The sequence below is a fragment of the Acinetobacter rongchengensis genome, assembly GCF_003611475.1.
Classification (GTDB): Bacteria; Pseudomonadota; Gammaproteobacteria; order Pseudomonadales; family Moraxellaceae; genus Acinetobacter; species Acinetobacter rongchengensis.
Map to the genome: position 1 here is coordinate 1 of NZ_RAXT01000013.1, position 16,559 is coordinate 16,559.

Genomic DNA, 16,559 nt, shown 5'->3' on the forward strand with positions numbered 1-16,559 from the left:
TTTTTATTTCGCATAACGCCCATTATGTTAAATGGACTATCTGATTCAACTTTCAGTGTGAATTTGCTATAAGTATCCTTGGCTGATTAAAGGTTAGAATAATGCTGTATGTTGATGAAAGTATTCAAAGTGACTTGGGGTATATTTGTATAGGTTTTGCTTTTTGTGAAGCTGATCCAGCTCTACTAGTTAAAAATGCGTTAATAGAAGCAGGTTTTAATCCCAGTCAAGATGAATATAAAAGTAGTTATAAAATGAATGGTTCTGATTCTGCTGCTAGGCATCAATTACGAGAAGCTATATCAGCGATTGTAATTGAACACTGTAAAATAGGAATTTATATTGCTTCTAGTGACGAAAGAAGAGAGCTTTTAAAGCATATTGAAGATTGTAGTCGGCTAATTATTCGAAATAACAAATTGAAAACGCCTCAATCAGTTTTTATTGATGAAGGCATTCATGGTTTAAAAATATATGATGATGAACTTATCATAGAACATAACCAAGATTCAAAAATAACGTCAGGAATACAACTAGCTGATTATATAGCTTATCACTGCTCTCTTTTATTAAAATCAAATTTACTTGAGTTTTCAAAAGAAGTTTTAGTTAAGGGTCCACATCCATTAGAAAATGAAATGGTTGAATTGGATTGGCTAACAAGAACAGCATTAAGACGAAATTTTTTTCATGAATATCGGGATGTTGAAAAAATTGAAGGTGATGATTGGGGATTTAAAATTAGTGAATATGGATTTTTCTGCTCTCCAAATTTAGATCCAAGAATTAAAGAAATTGCAGAAGATACTTTTAAGGAAATGTATTTTGGATGTGTGTGGTAATAAATACTGATTATGTATAGATATTTCTAAAATTAACATAATACGCCTTATGCGAAATCATTTACGTTAATTGTTTTATTTCAATAAGTTGTAATCCATAAAAAAGCCTAACTTACGCAAGCAGAGGCTTTTTATGGATTTTCCCCACCTCATCTCTTTGTTTTAACCATTGTTCTGCTATTTTGATTAGCCTAGCTCAATCAGCTTACCGATGCAAAATCATTTCCAATACAAATTTAGAACCAATAAATCCAATTGCCAATAAGAAGAATCCAATGATGGTAAAGCGAATAGCTTTTTGACCACGCCAACCAAATTTATAATGACCAATTAGCAATGCACCATACACAAACCAAGATACAATACTGAAGGCTGTTTTATGTGCTAAGTGTTGAGCAAAGAAGTTATCAATCGTGAAGAAACCAAAACCTAAAGCGATGGTAAGCAGTAAAAAACCTGTCATTAACATATCAAACAATAATGATTCCATTGCTTGATAAGCAGGTAAGAAATTGACCCAAATACGTTTTTTTTGTTTCTTTTTCAGTTCACGGTTTTGAAACCAAATCAAAACGGCTTGTATGGTTGCCATGAGTAAAACCGCATAGGCGGATAATGATAAAATAATATGAATATCTAAACCAAAAGAATGTTGTTCCATGAATTGATCAGGTTTACTAAAACAAAAACCTAAAATCAGACCAAATGCAGCGACAGGAATCCCAATCAAATTTAACGACAATACAGGACGATAAGTACTGTAGAGCATACTCAGTAATAACATTAAACCAGAGGTAAATGACATCAAATTAAAAACGTCATAGTTAATCCCTAGTGGTGTAACGACATCGTTATACAGTACACTTGCGTGTAAGATCAGTCCTAAACCTGACACGATGCCAATAAACCAAGGATTTGCAGGACGTTTAGACATTAAGTGCATAAACAGATACCAAAATGAAGAGGTATAGGCAATTAATGCTAAAATCGTATAAACCAAGGGCAGGCTAATCATGTCAAACCTTTTTCAGGATGATGAATATTCATGTTATAAGATATAAATTCCATGTGAACTACAGTATCCTATAGCATCTTGGGCATAAATTTTCTATTTTAAGAAAGATTTTTTTGCTACTAGCTATTTTAAGCGGATTTTGCAATGTTTGATACCTTAACAGAACGACTCACGCAGAGTTTAAGAAATGTTACTGGCTCAGGGCAGCTAACCGAAGACAATATTAAAGATACGTTACGTGAAGTACGTATGGCACTTCTTGAAGCAGATGTTGCCTTACCTGTAACTCGTGAGTTTATTGCGAAAGTTAAGGAAGAGGCATTAGGTCAAGAAGTGATGACACAGCTATCACCTGGTCAGGCTTTTGTGAAAATCGTGTATGACGAACTCACAAAGATGATGGGTGCGGCGAATGAAAGTCTTGATTTGGCTGCAAAACCTCCAGTTGTTGTGCTTTTAGCAGGTTTGCAAGGTGCGGGTAAAACCACCACTGCTGCAAAGCTTGCTCGCTTTTTAAAAGAGCGTCAAAAGAAAAAAGTAGCTATGGTATCTGCCGACGTTTACCGTCCAGCAGCGATCAAACAACTACAAACCGTTGCAGCAGAAGTTGGTGTTGATTTTATCGAATCTGAGGCTTCAGAAGACCCAATCAAAATTGCGCAACGTGCGATTGGTCAAGCGAAGATCAACTTCAATGATGTTTTGATTGTCGATACAGCAGGTCGTTTACATGTCGATGATGACATGATGGACGAAATCAAAGCATTACATGCTGCGATTAATCCAACTGAAACTTTATTTGTTGTCGATGCGATGACAGGTCAAGATGCGGCAAATACTGCAAAAGCATTTAATGATGCATTACCGCTGACAGGTGTGATTCTCACCAAAACTGATGGTGATGCACGTGGTGGTGCGGCACTTTCTGTACGTGCGATCACAGGTAAACCAATCAAATTCTTAGGTATGGGCGAAAAGCTTGATGCCTTAGAGCCATTCCATCCTGAGCGTGTTGCACAACGTATTTTGGGTATGGGTGATGTCCTTTCTTTAGTCGAAGAAGTTGAACGTAAGATCGACAAAGAAAAAGCTGAAAAAATGGCGAAAAAATTGCAAAAAGGCGGTAGCTTCAACTTTGAAGATATGCTGATGCAATTTGAACAAATGAATAAGATGGGTGGCATGATGGGCTTCTTGGATAAATTGCCTGGCATGAGTAATTCAGGTATTCAAGATGCGATTGCGCAAGCGAATCCTGAAAAACAAGTGAAAAAAATGGAAGCGATTATCCAATCGATGACCATTAAAGAACGCCGTAACCCAGATTTGATGAACCCTAGCCGTAAAAAACGTATTGCAGCGGGTTGTGGTATGGATGTTGTAGAGGTGAATAAACTCATCAAACAACATGCGCAAATGGCGAAAATGATGAAAAAGTTTGCCAATCCATCGGGTATGGCGAAAATGATGCGTTCATTGAGCGGTATGCAAAAACAATTCGGCGGTGGCGGTGGTATGGGCCCATTGTTTGGAAACAATGATAAAAAATAATAGATCGATATGATTTATAAATAAAAAAGATGCTTCGGCATCTTTTTTATTGTGTAGAAAAAATGAATATAATAATTTTTTATTGTGATTTTATAAGTGTATTGTGTGATAAATGTTAATTTATTTGCAAATAAAATGGTATCTATATTTAATTTAACTTAATAAATTCATCAATGGATGAATCCAATTTTTTGATATTGATAAGAAGAAAATAATGAAAGTATACATAATTTATGGAAAGACCTCGTCTTCTCACGATCACTGGTATGCATGGTTAGCAGATAAAATCACTGCATGTGGTGCTGAGTGTACGCATATCGCTTTGCCTAATCCTGAAAATCCAGATTATGTCCAATGCAAACAAACCTTGATAAATCATCAAGTTCAGTGTGATGAAGAGAGTATTTTCATTGCACATGAGTTTGGTGTGTTATCAACATTAGATTTGCTTTCGGCACATTTACAGCAAGGACAACAAGTTAAAGCTCTTTTTGTTATTTCTGCGTTTAACAAAATGTTAAATGCTAAACCTGAATATCATCAATTTATCCAAAAAATTGATATTGTTGATGAAATTATTAGAAGCAATATCGAGCAACGGTTTTTGTTTTTATCGAATAATGATTTAGATATTCCTGCACCTGTCAGTATTCAATTGGGACATTTATTGAATGCACAAATGTTTGAGGTAAAACAAGCTGGACAATTCCGTGCTCAAGATGGATTTAAAGAGTTTCCACAGTTATGGGAAAAAGTTGAAATTTTATTAAAGCCTACACGGGCGAAATTTGTGCAGGCTTCTTCTTTATTCTAGTGATTTCTTGATCGAGGTATGAGTGATGTATTCATTATTGAGCCATTCAGAATGATACTTTTTCTTGATCTAAATAAATTTTTAATCCTTGTAAAAGTAAATCAGGGCAAATGATAGGATCAAATTCTTCAAGAAATTGTGCAAATAAAGGTGCATCGCCGCCAGTTAGCACTAATTTTCGAGGGGATTGTTGCATGACTTGACGGATGGTGCTGAGTAATCCAAGTAAAATGCCATGATGCACTGCGTCAATGGTGTTGCGCCCAGGTGTTAACTCTGCAAAAGCAGCATCTGGGATTTTAATCCCTTTGGTTTTTTGAATGAGTGAGTCCCGTTGTAGGTACAAGTTTGGGAGAATATAGCCACCAAGATGTTGTAAACCTTGTGTTAAATCAATAGTGAGTGCTGTGCCACAACTGACGACACACAAATCTTCCTGTGCTTTTGCAACAGCTAAAACTTGTAACCAACGATCTATCCCCAATTGTTCAATGTGGTCATAACCACAGCGTAAACCTGCATATTCAGCATGGACTTTGGCAAAACTCACAGGCACATCAAGCATTTTAAGTATTTTGACAATACGTTCATTATTGGTTTTATCTTGAACAGATGAAATGCCTACTTTATCTAGCCCTAAACTACGGAAGTGCTGAATTAAACCGAGCAAAAGATCGGAAGGCGATTGAAGATGTAATTCTGCTGCCTGTTCAATGATCTGATCATCTTGTGTGATCCAATATTTAAGACGAGTATTTCCAATATCTAACCAAAGTGCTTTCATTGCCTTGCCTAATTTATTTGTGCTGTATCATTTATTCAGCCACTAAACGTAACCTACCTTGATAGACATTTACAAAACCTTGCTGTGTCAACAAATTTACAGAACCATCCTCATGGATGCCTTTGAAAATGCCTTCAATCGAATCATTGATTTGTTCGAAATGGACGTTCTGATCCATAAACGCTGCATAATGATTAAAACGTGCTGCAAGATTATAACAACCATGGTTAAACCATTGTCCAGCCTGTTGAATGGCTAAATATAACTCACTGATCATTTGAATCCGATTTGGATATTCAACACCAAGTTGAACCACAGAGGTTGCTTGTTGCGTAATTTGTTGTTTTGGAATCGGTAAAAGATTAATTCCAACCCCAATAATCGCCTGAGTTGCTGAAATAGGTTCTACCAAAATCCCGCCCCATTTACCTTGAGCACTATACAAATCATTTGGCCATTTGATTTGCAGGTTGGCTAAGCTTTTAAAAGTTGGCATTTGCAAGATATTTAAAGCAATTTCAAGTGCTAAACGACCATCTAAGGGTGTTCGTGTCTCAAGCAATGTGCTTAAATAAATATTACCGTTAGGGGATATCCATTCCCTTTGATGCTGGCCTCGCCCTTGAGTCTGTGTTTCACTACAGACCAAAACTGTCTTTACTCCACTCAGCGCAATTTCTCGCACATCATCATTGGTCGATGTGGTGGTCTGTTTCAAAAGCAGCACTTCGGGGAGCTGATTTGCTTGTGTCAGGAGTTGTCTAAGATGACGAGTCTCTAAATCCATGTTGAATCTGAGAAAATGGAGGAACATTTGTGGAGTTAATCATATATTTAGCTATTGGTGCAATCGCAGGATTTACCGCAGGCCTATTTGGTGTAGGTGGTGGGTTAATAATTGTACCAATCCTATACGTTGTTTTTACTCAAATGGGCTATGACCCATCTGTCATTATGCATATGGCACTGGGAACTTCATTGGCGACGATTATTGTGACTTCCATTAGTTCAGTGACAGCACATCATAAAAAGGGCGCAGTGCTTTGGAATGTATTTAAAAATTTAGCACCCGGTTTAGTGATTGGCGCTTTCTTAGGTGCAGGAATTGCCGATATTTTATCAGGACAACATTTGCAGTTGATTATTGGTGCATTTGCAATTTGGGTGGCATTTAAAATGTTTAGAGGTGCCAATGTACAAGTTGATTCGTCTAAACAATTACCATCGGCATCGAAGCAAATGCTTGCAGGTGGCGGAATCGGGGTTGCTTCAGCAATCTTTGGTATCGGCGGTGGAAGTTTGACCGTGCCTTATTTAAATAAAAATGGGGTAGTGATGCAGAAAGCAGTAGCGACTTCAGCTGCTTGTGGTTTACCGATTGCAATAGCAGGGGCTTTAGGTTTTATGTTCTTTGGTGCACAAGAACAGACTGAAATTAAAAATGCGATCGGTTATGTACATATTTATGCATTCATTGGAATTAGTATCATGAGTTTTATTACAGCCAAAGTTGGTGCAAAAGTGGCGCATGCATTATCTCCAGCGATGTTAAAAAAATGTTTTGCATGTTTATTGACTACAGTTGGTCTTTATTTTATTTATCAGGGGATTACAAAATAGTATCCGATCAACGGTACTGTGTATGAAACCTGAGTTGACTTAAAAAGCATTAAAATTGTCGGACAATGTCATAGAATTTAACGCTGAAAATCAGTTAAAAGTGAAAACAATCAAAATTGACATTGTCCAAAAATAATAACGCCGAGATAGGAATATGCATTTGGAAGAAGTAGAAAGCCTTTCAGAACAAATTGCCAAGCATATTAGTGAACAGATCATTAGCGGGGAATTGGTTGAAGGGGAACGAATACAAGAGCTACGTATCGCCAAAGAACTGGATGTCAGTCGAGGCTCGGTGCGTGAAGCACTGTTGCTTTTAGAAAGAACTCATTTAATCGAAATTTTTCCTCGCCGTGGTGCAATTGTTTCTGAAATGTCGGCCCAGCAAGTCCGTGCTTTGTTTGATACCAGTGCATTATTATTGGGGCAAATCGTACAACGTATGAGCGAAACTTGGCGTAACCATGAGGCTGAAGCGATTCAACAACTTCTCAATCATTTGGTTGAACAAGTCAAACAAGGCAATACTGAAAAATTTTATGATGGTGTGTTTCAATTCTTATCTGAACAGCAAGCAATGGTGGGCAATCCATACTTGATGAAATTTTATAAAGAATTGTTACCATCATTACGAAGAAGTTATTTTTTAACCTTAAATACTTCAAGACGTGAGCTTCAAGAAGCTTTAGAATTGTTGAAGTTAGTGATTGATGCAATTTTAATCCGAAAATCACAACAAGCTACTTTATTTATGGAAGATTTTTGTCGACACTTGCGTAACTTAGTGTTGGAATCTCTGACACGAATGAAACAAATCGAACTTGCTTGGGCGCGGAGATCGCGCCGTTAAGTGGCGTTGATAAGTAATTAGGACATTATGCGTTTAAGCAGCTTAAAACTTTCTGGCTTTAAATCTTTTGCCGATAGTACAACATTACAATTCAAAGATAACCGCACAGCGGTAGTGGGCCCGAATGGTTGCGGTAAATCCAATGTGATTGACGCTATTCGTTGGGTAATGGGAGAGTCTAGCGCTCGCCAGTTACGTGGTGGGAGCATGCAAGATGTTATTTTTACAGGAACGGCAAAACGTAAACCTGTGGGAATGGCAAGTGTAGAACTGCGCTTTGAAAATACTTATGGCAAATTGGGGGGAGCATACAATGCTTATGCTGAACTCGCAGTACGCCGTCAGGTTAACCGTGATGGAAAATCTGAATATTTTCTGAATGGAACCAAGTGTCGCCGTCGTGATATTACCGATATTTTTCTTGGGACAGGTTTAGGACCACGTTCATACGCGATTATTGAACAGGGGATGATTAACCGTTTGGTTGATGCAAAACCTGAAGAAATGCGTGTATTCATTGAAGAAGCCGCAGGCGTGTCACGCTATCAAGCGCGTCGTCGTGAGACTCTACAACATCTCGAACATACCACTCAAAATTTAGATCGTCTTGAAGATATTGCTTCGGAATTAAAATCGCAGCTTAAAACCTTAAAGCGTCAGTCTGAAACAGCGGTTCAATATAAAACCTTAGAAACTGAAATTCGTACTTTAAAAATTGAAATTCTTTCTTTCCAATGTGAACGCAGTAGTCGTTTGCAAGAAGAATATACGGTTGAAATGGATCAACTGGGAGAGCATTTTAAACTCGTTCGCTCAGATATGAGTACTTTGGAACATGATTTAACCTCGACCAATGAGTTATTTCAGCGTTTGATTCAACAATCGACGCCTTTGCAAAATGAATGGCAACAAGCTGAAAAGAAACTTTCTGAATTACAAATGACTTTGGAACAGAAGCAAACATTGTTTCAACAAAACTCTGAAGCTTTAGGACAATTAGAACAGCAAAAAATTCAGAATAAAGAGAAAATTCAATTGATGGAATTGCAATTGGAAACATTGCAAACGCAATTGGAACAGCAGTCTGAACACCTACAGCGTTCAGAAGCGGATACGCAACAACGTGGTCAAGCTTTTAGTGATATTAAAGCGCAACAACTGCAAGCACAGCAACAGTATGAACAGGTTAAAGTGCAAGTTGAAAAGCAGCAGCAACAAAAAGCACAGATGCAGGCGCAGATTGAGCAGCTTGCAAAAAATGTAGCACGAATTGAGCAGCAAAAAGATACCTTAAAAACACAGGCAACACAGATCCAAAGTCAGTTCCAAACTGAAGATTTAACGCAGTTGGAACAGAATAAAGCTTCGGCTCACGAGACGATTGCTCAGCTAGAACAAAAACTGATTGAATCAAAATCCGAACTGGAGCAAGTTCAAGAGCAAATGAGTCAACAAAAAGTTCAGATTTCCAATTTGAAAGCTGAACTGCAAGTGTTGCAATCTGAACAGAAAAACTTAAACCAATTGATGGCGAAAAGTGCAGTAAAAACAGATCACAATACAACTCAATTGATGCAAGTGCTTAAACTGAATGAACATGGTAAAACACATGCACATTTAGTCGAAAAGTTTTTAGCCAAATGGCTCTCTGCTCAACTTGTCGATGAGCATTCAGACTTTGCGGAAAGCATTGCACGTCAGCTTAAAGTGTCTACTTCTTTGGATAAAATTCAATTCAATCAACTGCCATGTTTGGCTGATTGGATTGATTCACCACAATACTCATTGTGGAATCAAGTAGCGATCGCTGAAACACTGAGTCATGCATTAACGTTACAAAACCAGTTAAGCAATGGGCAAAGTATTCTCACATTAGATGGATATCATCTTGGACAGGATTGGGTGATCGGTCTATTCTTTGATGAATCTAGTCAAGCAGCACAAGGTGCACTCAGTCATCGGATTCGTTTAGACGAAATTCAACAACAACTCGCTGATTTACAACCTAAATTGATTGAAGCCGAAGCTTTATTGCCAAACTTTAATCAGCAAATCAGTGATTTACAAAAACAGATCCAAATTGACCAAGACGCTTTAAAAAATCAGCAAAAAATATTACAGCAGTTTGATGTACAAATTGCCAAACAACAAAGTGCTGCTCAGGCATTTGAACTACAAAAAGTTCAATTAAATAGTCAGTTACAACAGTTAGACGAGCAGCTTGAAGAAGATGCAATGCAAAAGGACGATCTTGAAATTGACATGCATTCTGTCATTCTCAAGCTTGAACAAAATCTACCTGAATTTAAAACACTACAATATAAATTGGATGAGTTAAATGAGCAGGTTGAGGAACAGCAACAACAGTTGCAACTCAAACAGCAAGATTTTGAAACGACTCGTCGTTTAGCAGAACAGAATAAGCAACAAATCGAATTGCTTGAAAAAGATGTCACATTTACCAAAGCGCAATATCAACAAATATTGGCGCAAATGGAACAAGCTAAAAAGTTTGTAGATCCCATCCAATTGGAATTGCCAAGTTTAGAATCACAATATTCTGAGCAAGCACTACAAACTGAAAAATTGCAAAAAACTTGGCAAGAATGGCAAGTTGAATTGAATAATATTCAATCTAAGCAGCAAAAACTGACCGAAATGCGTCATTTACATCAGCAAAATGATGAGCAATTACGCACCAAATTGGAAGAGAAACGTTTAGCATGGCAGTCAGCAAAGTCTGATTTACAGCATTATTCAGATCAACTCAAAGAGATGAATGCGACGATTAAGCAAGGTGTGCTGATTGATTTACCTGTACATCAAGAAAAGTTTGAAAAAGCGCAACGTCAATTTGAAAAACTCGGTGCTGTGAATTTAGCGGCTTCTGAAGAATATGAAGAAGTATCTAAACGTTTTGATGAATTAACTCATCAGATGCAGGATTTGGAAAATACGGTTGAGCAACTCAAAGATGCGATGAAGAGTATTGACCAAGAAACCAAAAAACTATTTATGGGAACTTTTGATCGGGTTAATAATGAACTCAAAATTTTATTCCCTAAAGTTTTCGATGGTGGTGAAGCAAGTTTAAGTCTTGAGGATGATTGGCAGTCTGGTGTTAAATTGATGGCTCGTCCACCAGGAAAGAAAAATAGCTCATTGGCGTTATTATCGGGTGGAGAAAAAGCACTGACTGCTTTGGCATTGGTTTTTGCAATCTTCCGTTTAAATCCTGCACCATTCTGCGTTTTGGATGAAGTTGATGCACCTTTAGACGATGCCAACGTCGGTCGGTTTTGTAATTTGGTAAAAGAGCTTTCTGATCAGGTTCAATTCATTTACATTACACATAATAAAGTTGCAATGACGATGGCAACCGATTTGCTGGGCGTGACGATGCCAGAACCAGGAACATCAAAACTCGTCACTGTGAATTTGGAAGAGGCAAGAGAATACGGTTTAGCCGCGGAGTCGTAGTATGGAAGTCACCACAATTGTTGGGATTGTTGTTGCAGTAATCATCATCTTAGTGGGTTTAAGAATGGTGCTACGAAAACCAAATGATGCTGCACCATCGTTAGAATCTGAATTGCATATCAATCAAGAGTGTAATCAGCCTGTCATTCCACGTCATGTACGTGACCAATTACAAGCGGATCGATTGCCTGAAGACAAAGCACGTGTTGAACCGAGTTTAAGTGCGCTTGATTCTGTTGAAGTGGCAGAAGAAAAATCGCAACAGCTGACTGTTCAATCGACAGATATGGATCAAGTTAAGACTGAACTTAATGCTTTTGATTCATCAGAAAAAGACCTGAAAATTGCTGTTGTAAGTGATTCAGAAACACAATCAGAATTACATATTGATGCTCAAACAGAGCAAACAGTTGAAACATCAAATTCTCTTACAACAGATACGTCTGCTGTTATTTCTGAAAATGAGCAGTCAACTGCTCACGTTGAAGATGCTAAACCTGTTGCTCAAGTTGAAGTGTTTCAGCTAAATGAACATGTGGAAACTGCTGAAATCAAAGAATTTGATGAAGAAAGTAGCATCTTGGATGTACATTTAAACCAACAACAACGTCATGATGATGAAAGTGTATTATCCAATGCAGAAAGTATCATTGCGTTGAATGTTTATCCAAATCCTCGTAAAGCTTTATCAGGTGATAAAACTTTAAAAGTGTTGTTAAAATATGGATTACGTTTTGGTGAGTTGATGTGTTTTCATCGTTATGAAAACCCAGAAGAGGAAAGCCCACTTTTATTTTCGGTGTTGCGTGTAACTGAAAATGGCCCTGAGGGGTTTGATTTAGAATCATTATCGACCGAACAAGTTCAAGGCTTAGCCTTTTTCCTCGCTTTACCACATCCAAATGTGCAAAAAGGCTTTGATACCATGGTGAGTATTGCAGGCTTAATTGCACGTGAAATTGATGGAACAGTTTATGATGAAAACAATCTTGAATTTACACCTCAGTTAAAAGAACATTGGCGTCATACAGCGATTGATTATCGCTCAGGTCAAGAGGCTTAGTATTAAGCTCAAGGCGTATTTGCTTTATAATTTCAATCATTAAAAGCGTATTCGTTTTGATCTGTAAATGGATATGCGGAAACGTCATCCGCAACGTGTTTGAGACAGACTACATTATGAAAATTAATGTTTCTGCGATGAAATGGTCTAAAATTTGGTAGTTGTCGAGTTTTGCGGTGAGGAGCAAAGCTCCGCAAGGTGGTTTTCTTGCAAAGCTTCGCTTTTCATTTTTCCGAAAGCCTTGCGAGGTAGTACCTCTCAGGTCGAGCCGAAGGCTAAACCCTAAATTTAAATGTTAGATGTAAAACTTCAACGAAAGCTATCTTTTTTTTATTTTTAGTGATGATACAAATTTTCTGAAAGTACTATAATTGTGATGATGAATTTTGGGCGGATTTTCCGCCCTTTTATATGGTGAAATGATTTATGGAAAATAATGCTGTCGTGGCGCAGATGCGCCAATTGATTCAACTGATTGCAAAGCATAATCATGCCTATTATGTGATGGATCAACCCACAATTGAAGACAGTGAATACGATCAGTTATTTCATCAACTCAAAGCTTTAGAACAGCAATACCCAGATTTAGTACAAGCCGATACACCAACCCATAAAGTCGGTGGAAAAGCATTATCCAAGTTTGAAACCATTACCCATACAGTGCCGATGCTGTCTTTGGGAAATGTGTTTAACCAAGAAGAATTATTTGCTTTTGCGCGCCGTATTGAAGAACGCTTACCCAATCAAAAAATTGAATATGATGTTGAGCTTAAATTTGATGGCTTGGCCATTTCACTCTGGTATGAAAATGGTGAATTGGTTCGTGGTGTGACCCGTGGTGATGGTGAAACAGGTGAGGTGATTACTCAAAATGTCAGAACCATTCGTAATTTACCTAAAGTTTTATCTTCAGACAAAGTTGAAGTACCACGTTTATTAGAAGTACGTGGTGAAGTGCTAATGCCGAAAGCTGGTTTTGAAAAACTTAACCTTGAAAATGAGGCCAAAGGCGAAAAGACTTTTGCGAATCCACGTAATGCAGCCGCAGGCAGCTTACGACAATTAGATCCAAATATTGCCGCTTCACGTCCTTTGGCATTCTATGCTTATGGCATCGCACAGTGTGAGCCCAATCATGGCATTACTTCGATGTCGGCAAGTTTAGAATGGTTAACCCAATTTGGTTTTGCTGTCGGTGAGCGTCATTTTATTTGCGATAGTATTCAAGATGTTCAAGAAAAATATGAGCAAATCAATCGAGAGCGCCCTGACTTAGCTGTTGAAATTGATGGCATGGTGGTTAAAGTTGACGATTTACAACAACAACAAAAGTTAGGTTTTTTAAGTCGTGAACCACGTTGGGCAACCGCTTATAAATTCCCAGCAGTTGCAGCATTAACGATTGTAGAAAATATCGACTGGCAAGTTGGACGTACAGGGACTCTAACCCCAGTCGCACGTTTAAACCCAGTCGCTGTTGGTGGTGTAACTGTTTCGAATGTGACTCTGCACAATATTGGCGAAATTCACCGTTTAGACGTTCGAATCGGTGATACTGTCAGTGTATATCGTAGTGGTGACGTGATTCCAAAGGTCGAAAAGGTTTGGCTAGAGTTCCGTCCAACAGATGTGGTTGAAGTACATTTACCTGAAAACTGCCCAGTCTGTTCTTCACCTGTGGTCATGCCTGAGGGTGAGGCATTGGCACGTTGTTCAGGCGGTTTATATTGTTCAGCGCAACGGATTGAAGCGATTCGCCACTTTGTTTCACGTAAAGCTTTGGATATTGAAGGCTTGGGAGATCGTTGGGTAGAGTCACTCTTACATTTAGATTTACTCAAGGATGTGGCTGATATTTATCATCTACATGAGCATCGTGATCAGTTATTAACGATTGAGAAAATGGGTGAGAAATCAGTTCAAAACCTATTTGATGCAATTGAAAATAGTAAAAAAACCACTTTGGCTGCATTTATCTATGCTTTAGGTATTCGAGGCGTTGGTGAAACAACAGCACGTATGCTCGCCAACACATTTCAAACACTCGATGCGATCCGTCATGCGGATTTAGATGCATTGAAGAAAACTCCAGATGTGGGTGATATTACCGCTGAGTGGATTGTAGACTTTTTCCAAGCACCACATAATCTTGAGGTGATTGATCGTTTACTTGCTGCGGGAATTCACTGGGATGCACCGATTGCACCGACTCGTCAGCCATTAAACGGTGAAAGTTGGGTCATTACAGGAACATTGGCGACAATGGGGCGTGATGATGCTACGCAGATGTTACAAGCGCTTGGTGCACGTGTAAGCGGGAGTGTTTCAAGTAAAACAAAATGTGTGGTTGCAGGTGAAAAGGCTGGTTCTAAGCTTGAAAAAGCGGAGAAATTGGGGGTTCCTGTACTCGATGAGCAGGCTTTCTTAGAATTGATGAAGCAATATGGGCAGATCTAAGCGATCTTTCTATTGAATACAATTCAATACCTTTAAAAAAAAAAGCAAAGACATTGAGTCTTTGCTTTTTTATTTTTGTGCATTATTCAAGTTTGTTTCAACGCTCAAATTTAGACTATTCAGCTAAAATTTATCGAAATAGATTTGAAAATAATGCAAATGTCTTAAATATATTTTTTCACTACGCCGTCATCTAAAAGCTGTTGGAAGTGTTCAACTAAGCTGTTTTCAATATTACGATAAGTGATACCGAGTTCTCGTTTACTTTTATCTGCATTAAAAACAACAGGGTAGCCCATATTCTTTTCAATAAAATCACGTGAATAACCAAAAGTTGGTCCGAATAACTTAAAGATTTTTTTCGGTACTTGGTTACGTGGGAATGGGAATTTTTGACCAAAATGCTGACGTAAAATTTTCCCCATTTCCAGTAGACTGAGTGAACCACCACTAATGATATAACGCCCCGATGCATTTTCATTAAAAGCAGCAAGGATATGTGCATCTGCAACATCACGCACATCGACGATACCATTCCACATAGGTGGGACGCCAAACAAAGTCATACCATTGGCAAATTGTTCAAGAACTTCAACACTACCTGATTGTGTACTTGCAGTCAGTGAAGGGCCGAGAACTAAAGCAGGGTTAACACAGACCAAAGTCCAACGGTCTTGTGCATCTGCCATTTCCCAAGCTTTACGTTCAGCCATGACTTTAGAATATGGATAAGGTTGATGGGTTGTAGAACTGGTCGTATTCCAGTGTGATTCATCAAATTGATTTGCTTGAGTTTCCAAGATATCAATCGCATCACCATAAGTAGATGCAATACTTGAAGTCACAATGACACGCTTCACAGACTCTGTTTTATTGACACTGTTGAGCACATTTTCCGTTCCTAAAACTGCAGGTTCAATAATGTCTTTCACTGCATCTTTATAATTCGTGACAACAAATGGAGACGCCATGTGTAGCACGATTTCACAGTCTTGCATGGCCTCATCAAAAGAACCATTTTCGAGCAAGTTCGCTTTAAATAATTTCAATATGCCTGAGTTTTCTTGTGCAATTTTTTCTAAATGTGCAAAGCTTTGTTTTTTATTTAAATCACGAACTGTAGCGTGAACGGTATAACCTTGTTCGAGCAGTTTGCGAATCACCCAACTTGCAATATAGCCAGTCGCACCAGTAACAAGAATTGGGGCTGATGTATTTTCTTGGGACATCATTTTTTTCCTTCTAATTTTTAATATTCAATATCATAAATATTAAATTTGATAATGTCTTCAAATATTACCATCAATAGAAACGTAATCAGTTGGCAGGAATGACAGCACATTACGAAACATAGAAATGTGCAATAGAGCCTCCGAAATAAGAAGCATTTTTAATGGTTACAAAATGAATCAGATCATATTTTCAAATAAAAAATGCCTTTAATGATCGATGAGTTTTTGCAAGAGGTTATTTTTTATATGGAAAATGAAGAATATGAATTGCAAATGCGTATGTTTCTCATTTTAATTTTATAAAAATCATAAACTTACGAATATTATGTTTTGCAAAATTTATAAAATTTGTCCATAATAGCTGAAAAGGGTATGGAGTTTTTGAAATGCGTGGCAATCCAGAAGTTGTAGACTATCTAAATATGTTGATCGGTGGTGAACTGGCTGCTCGTGATCAATATTTAATCCATTCTCGTATGTACGAAGATTGGGGCTTAAGCAAAATTTTCGAACGTATTGACCATGAAATGCAAGAAGAAGCATCACATGCAGACGCTTTGATTCGCCGTGTATTGTTCCTTGAAGGCACACCAAATATGAATCGTGATGATATTGTGACTGGCGAAGATGTAGTGACTTGCTTAAAAGCAGATTTAGCACTTGAGTATCATGTACGTGAAAAGTTGGCGCAGGGTGTAAAACTTTGTGAAGAGAAAGGCGACTATGTAACACGTGATATGTTACGTCAGCAAATGAATGATACTGAAGAAGATCATACCTATTGGCTGGAAAAACAGCTTCGTTTGATCGAATTGATTGGTTTACAGAATTATATCCAATCTCAAATGTAA

General features: G+C 37.9%; 13 protein-coding genes. 9 read left to right on the top strand and 4 right to left on the bottom strand.

All coding sequences use genetic code 11. The annotated features are described in order from the left end of the window. Nucleotides 1–101: 101 nt before the first annotated feature. A complete protein-coding gene (locus D7V20_RS08415) occupies nt 102–842 on the top strand; it encodes a DUF3800 domain-containing protein (protein ID WP_120383860.1) in 741 nt (246 codons plus the stop codon). Nucleotides 843–1,047: 205 nt separating this feature from the next. Here the strand turns inward: D7V20_RS08415 and D7V20_RS08420 are convergent, their stop codons facing one another. Further along, the gene (locus D7V20_RS08420; protein WP_120383861.1) at nt 1,048–1,857 is read right to left on the bottom strand and encodes a cytochrome C assembly family protein; all 810 of its coding nucleotides are present in this window, start codon (nt 1,855–1,857) and stop codon (nt 1,048–1,050) included. Nucleotides 1,858–2,001: 144 nt separating this feature from the next. Between D7V20_RS08420 and ffh the strand changes: the two genes are divergently transcribed. Together ffh and D7V20_RS08430 are read left to right on the top strand one after the other, a co-directional pair. After that, the gene (ffh, locus tag D7V20_RS08425) at nt 2,002–3,408 is read left to right on the top strand and encodes a signal recognition particle protein (RefSeq protein WP_120383862.1); all 1,407 of its coding nucleotides are present in this window, start codon (nt 2,002–2,004) and stop codon (nt 3,406–3,408) included. A gap of 214 nt (nt 3,409–3,622) precedes the next feature. Continuing rightward, nucleotides 3,623–4,222, top strand: a complete 600-nt coding sequence (locus D7V20_RS08430; RefSeq protein ID WP_120383863.1) for an alpha/beta hydrolase — start codon at nt 3,623–3,625, stop codon at nt 4,220–4,222. A 46-nt stretch (nt 4,223–4,268) separates the two neighbouring features. Here D7V20_RS08430 and D7V20_RS08435 read toward each other — a convergent pair whose 3' ends face one another. Both D7V20_RS08435 and D7V20_RS08440 read right to left on the bottom strand, forming a co-directional pair. Continuing rightward, on the bottom strand, nt 4,269–5,006 hold the full coding sequence (locus D7V20_RS08435; RefSeq protein ID WP_120383864.1) for a type III pantothenate kinase: 738 nt from the start codon (nt 5,004–5,006) through the stop codon (nt 4,269–4,271). Between the two features lie 31 nt (nt 5,007–5,037). Beyond that, on the bottom strand, nt 5,038–5,793 hold the full coding sequence (locus D7V20_RS08440) for a biotin--[acetyl-CoA-carboxylase] ligase (RefSeq protein ID WP_120383865.1): 756 nt from the start codon (nt 5,791–5,793) through the stop codon (nt 5,038–5,040). 29 nt (nt 5,794–5,822) lie between these two features. Here D7V20_RS08440 and D7V20_RS08445 point away from each other — a divergent pair, with 29 nt between their 5' ends. The 5 genes from D7V20_RS08445 to ligA all read left to right on the top strand — a co-directional run bounded on the left by D7V20_RS08445 (nt 5,823) and on the right by ligA (nt 14,476). After that, a complete protein-coding gene (locus tag D7V20_RS08445) occupies nt 5,823–6,626 on the top strand; it encodes a sulfite exporter TauE/SafE family protein (protein WP_120383866.1) in 804 nt (267 codons plus the stop codon). Between the two features lie 154 nt (nt 6,627–6,780). Continuing rightward, a complete protein-coding gene (locus D7V20_RS08450) occupies nt 6,781–7,476 on the top strand; it encodes a GntR family transcriptional regulator (protein ID WP_120383867.1) in 696 nt (231 codons plus the stop codon). A gap of 27 nt (nt 7,477–7,503) precedes the next feature. Next, a complete protein-coding gene (gene smc, locus D7V20_RS08455; protein WP_120383868.1) occupies nt 7,504–10,956 on the top strand; it encodes a chromosome segregation protein SMC in 3,453 nt (1,150 codons plus the stop codon). Between the two features lies 1 nt (nt 10,957). Next, nucleotides 10,958–12,019, top strand: a complete 1,062-nt coding sequence (locus D7V20_RS08460) for a cell division protein ZipA C-terminal FtsZ-binding domain-containing protein (RefSeq protein ID WP_120383869.1) — start codon at nt 10,958–10,960, stop codon at nt 12,017–12,019. A 426-nt stretch (nt 12,020–12,445) separates the two neighbouring features. Next, a complete protein-coding gene (gene ligA / locus D7V20_RS08465) occupies nt 12,446–14,476 on the top strand; it encodes an NAD-dependent DNA ligase LigA (protein ID WP_120383870.1) in 2,031 nt (676 codons plus the stop codon). Nucleotides 14,477–14,640: 164 nt separating this feature from the next. On the opposite strand, the gene D7V20_RS08470 is transcribed toward ligA, so the two are convergent. Next, nucleotides 14,641–15,705 (bottom strand): SDR family oxidoreductase, encoded by a 1,065-nt coding sequence (locus D7V20_RS08470; RefSeq protein WP_120383871.1) that lies wholly within the window; start codon nt 15,703–15,705, stop codon nt 14,641–14,643. 389 nt (nt 15,706–16,094) lie between these two features. Between D7V20_RS08470 and ftn the strand changes: the two genes are divergently transcribed. Further along, nucleotides 16,095–16,559 (top strand): heteropolymeric bacterioferritin subunit Ftn, encoded by a 465-nt coding sequence (gene ftn, locus D7V20_RS08475; protein ID WP_010116029.1) that lies wholly within the window; start codon nt 16,095–16,097, stop codon nt 16,557–16,559.

Excerpts from the sequence above, each read along its gene's own strand:
- D7V20_RS08415 (WP_120383860.1), top strand. The coding sequence starts at position 102 with ATGCTGTATGTTGATGAAAGTATTCAAAGTGACTTGGGGTATATTTGT.
- D7V20_RS08420 (WP_120383861.1), bottom strand. The coding sequence starts at position 1,857 with ATGATTAGCCTGCCCTTGGTTTATACGATTTTAGCATTAATTGCCTAT.
- ffh (WP_120383862.1), top strand. The coding sequence starts at position 2,002 with ATGTTTGATACCTTAACAGAACGACTCACGCAGAGTTTAAGAAATGTT.
- D7V20_RS08430 (WP_120383863.1), top strand. The coding sequence starts at position 3,623 with ATGAAAGTATACATAATTTATGGAAAGACCTCGTCTTCTCACGATCAC.
- D7V20_RS08435 (WP_120383864.1), bottom strand. The coding sequence starts at position 5,006 with ATGAAAGCACTTTGGTTAGATATTGGAAATACTCGTCTTAAATATTGG.
- D7V20_RS08440 (WP_120383865.1), bottom strand. The coding sequence starts at position 5,793 with ATGGATTTAGAGACTCGTCATCTTAGACAACTCCTGACACAAGCAAAT.
- D7V20_RS08450 (WP_120383867.1), top strand. The coding sequence starts at position 6,781 with ATGCATTTGGAAGAAGTAGAAAGCCTTTCAGAACAAATTGCCAAGCAT.
- smc (WP_120383868.1), top strand. The coding sequence starts at position 7,504 with ATGCGTTTAAGCAGCTTAAAACTTTCTGGCTTTAAATCTTTTGCCGAT.
- D7V20_RS08460 (WP_120383869.1), top strand. The coding sequence starts at position 10,958 with ATGGAAGTCACCACAATTGTTGGGATTGTTGTTGCAGTAATCATCATC.
- ligA (WP_120383870.1), top strand. The coding sequence starts at position 12,446 with ATGGAAAATAATGCTGTCGTGGCGCAGATGCGCCAATTGATTCAACTG.
- D7V20_RS08470 (WP_120383871.1), bottom strand. The coding sequence starts at position 15,705 with ATGTCCCAAGAAAATACATCAGCCCCAATTCTTGTTACTGGTGCGACT.
- ftn (WP_010116029.1), top strand. The coding sequence starts at position 16,095 with ATGCGTGGCAATCCAGAAGTTGTAGACTATCTAAATATGTTGATCGGT.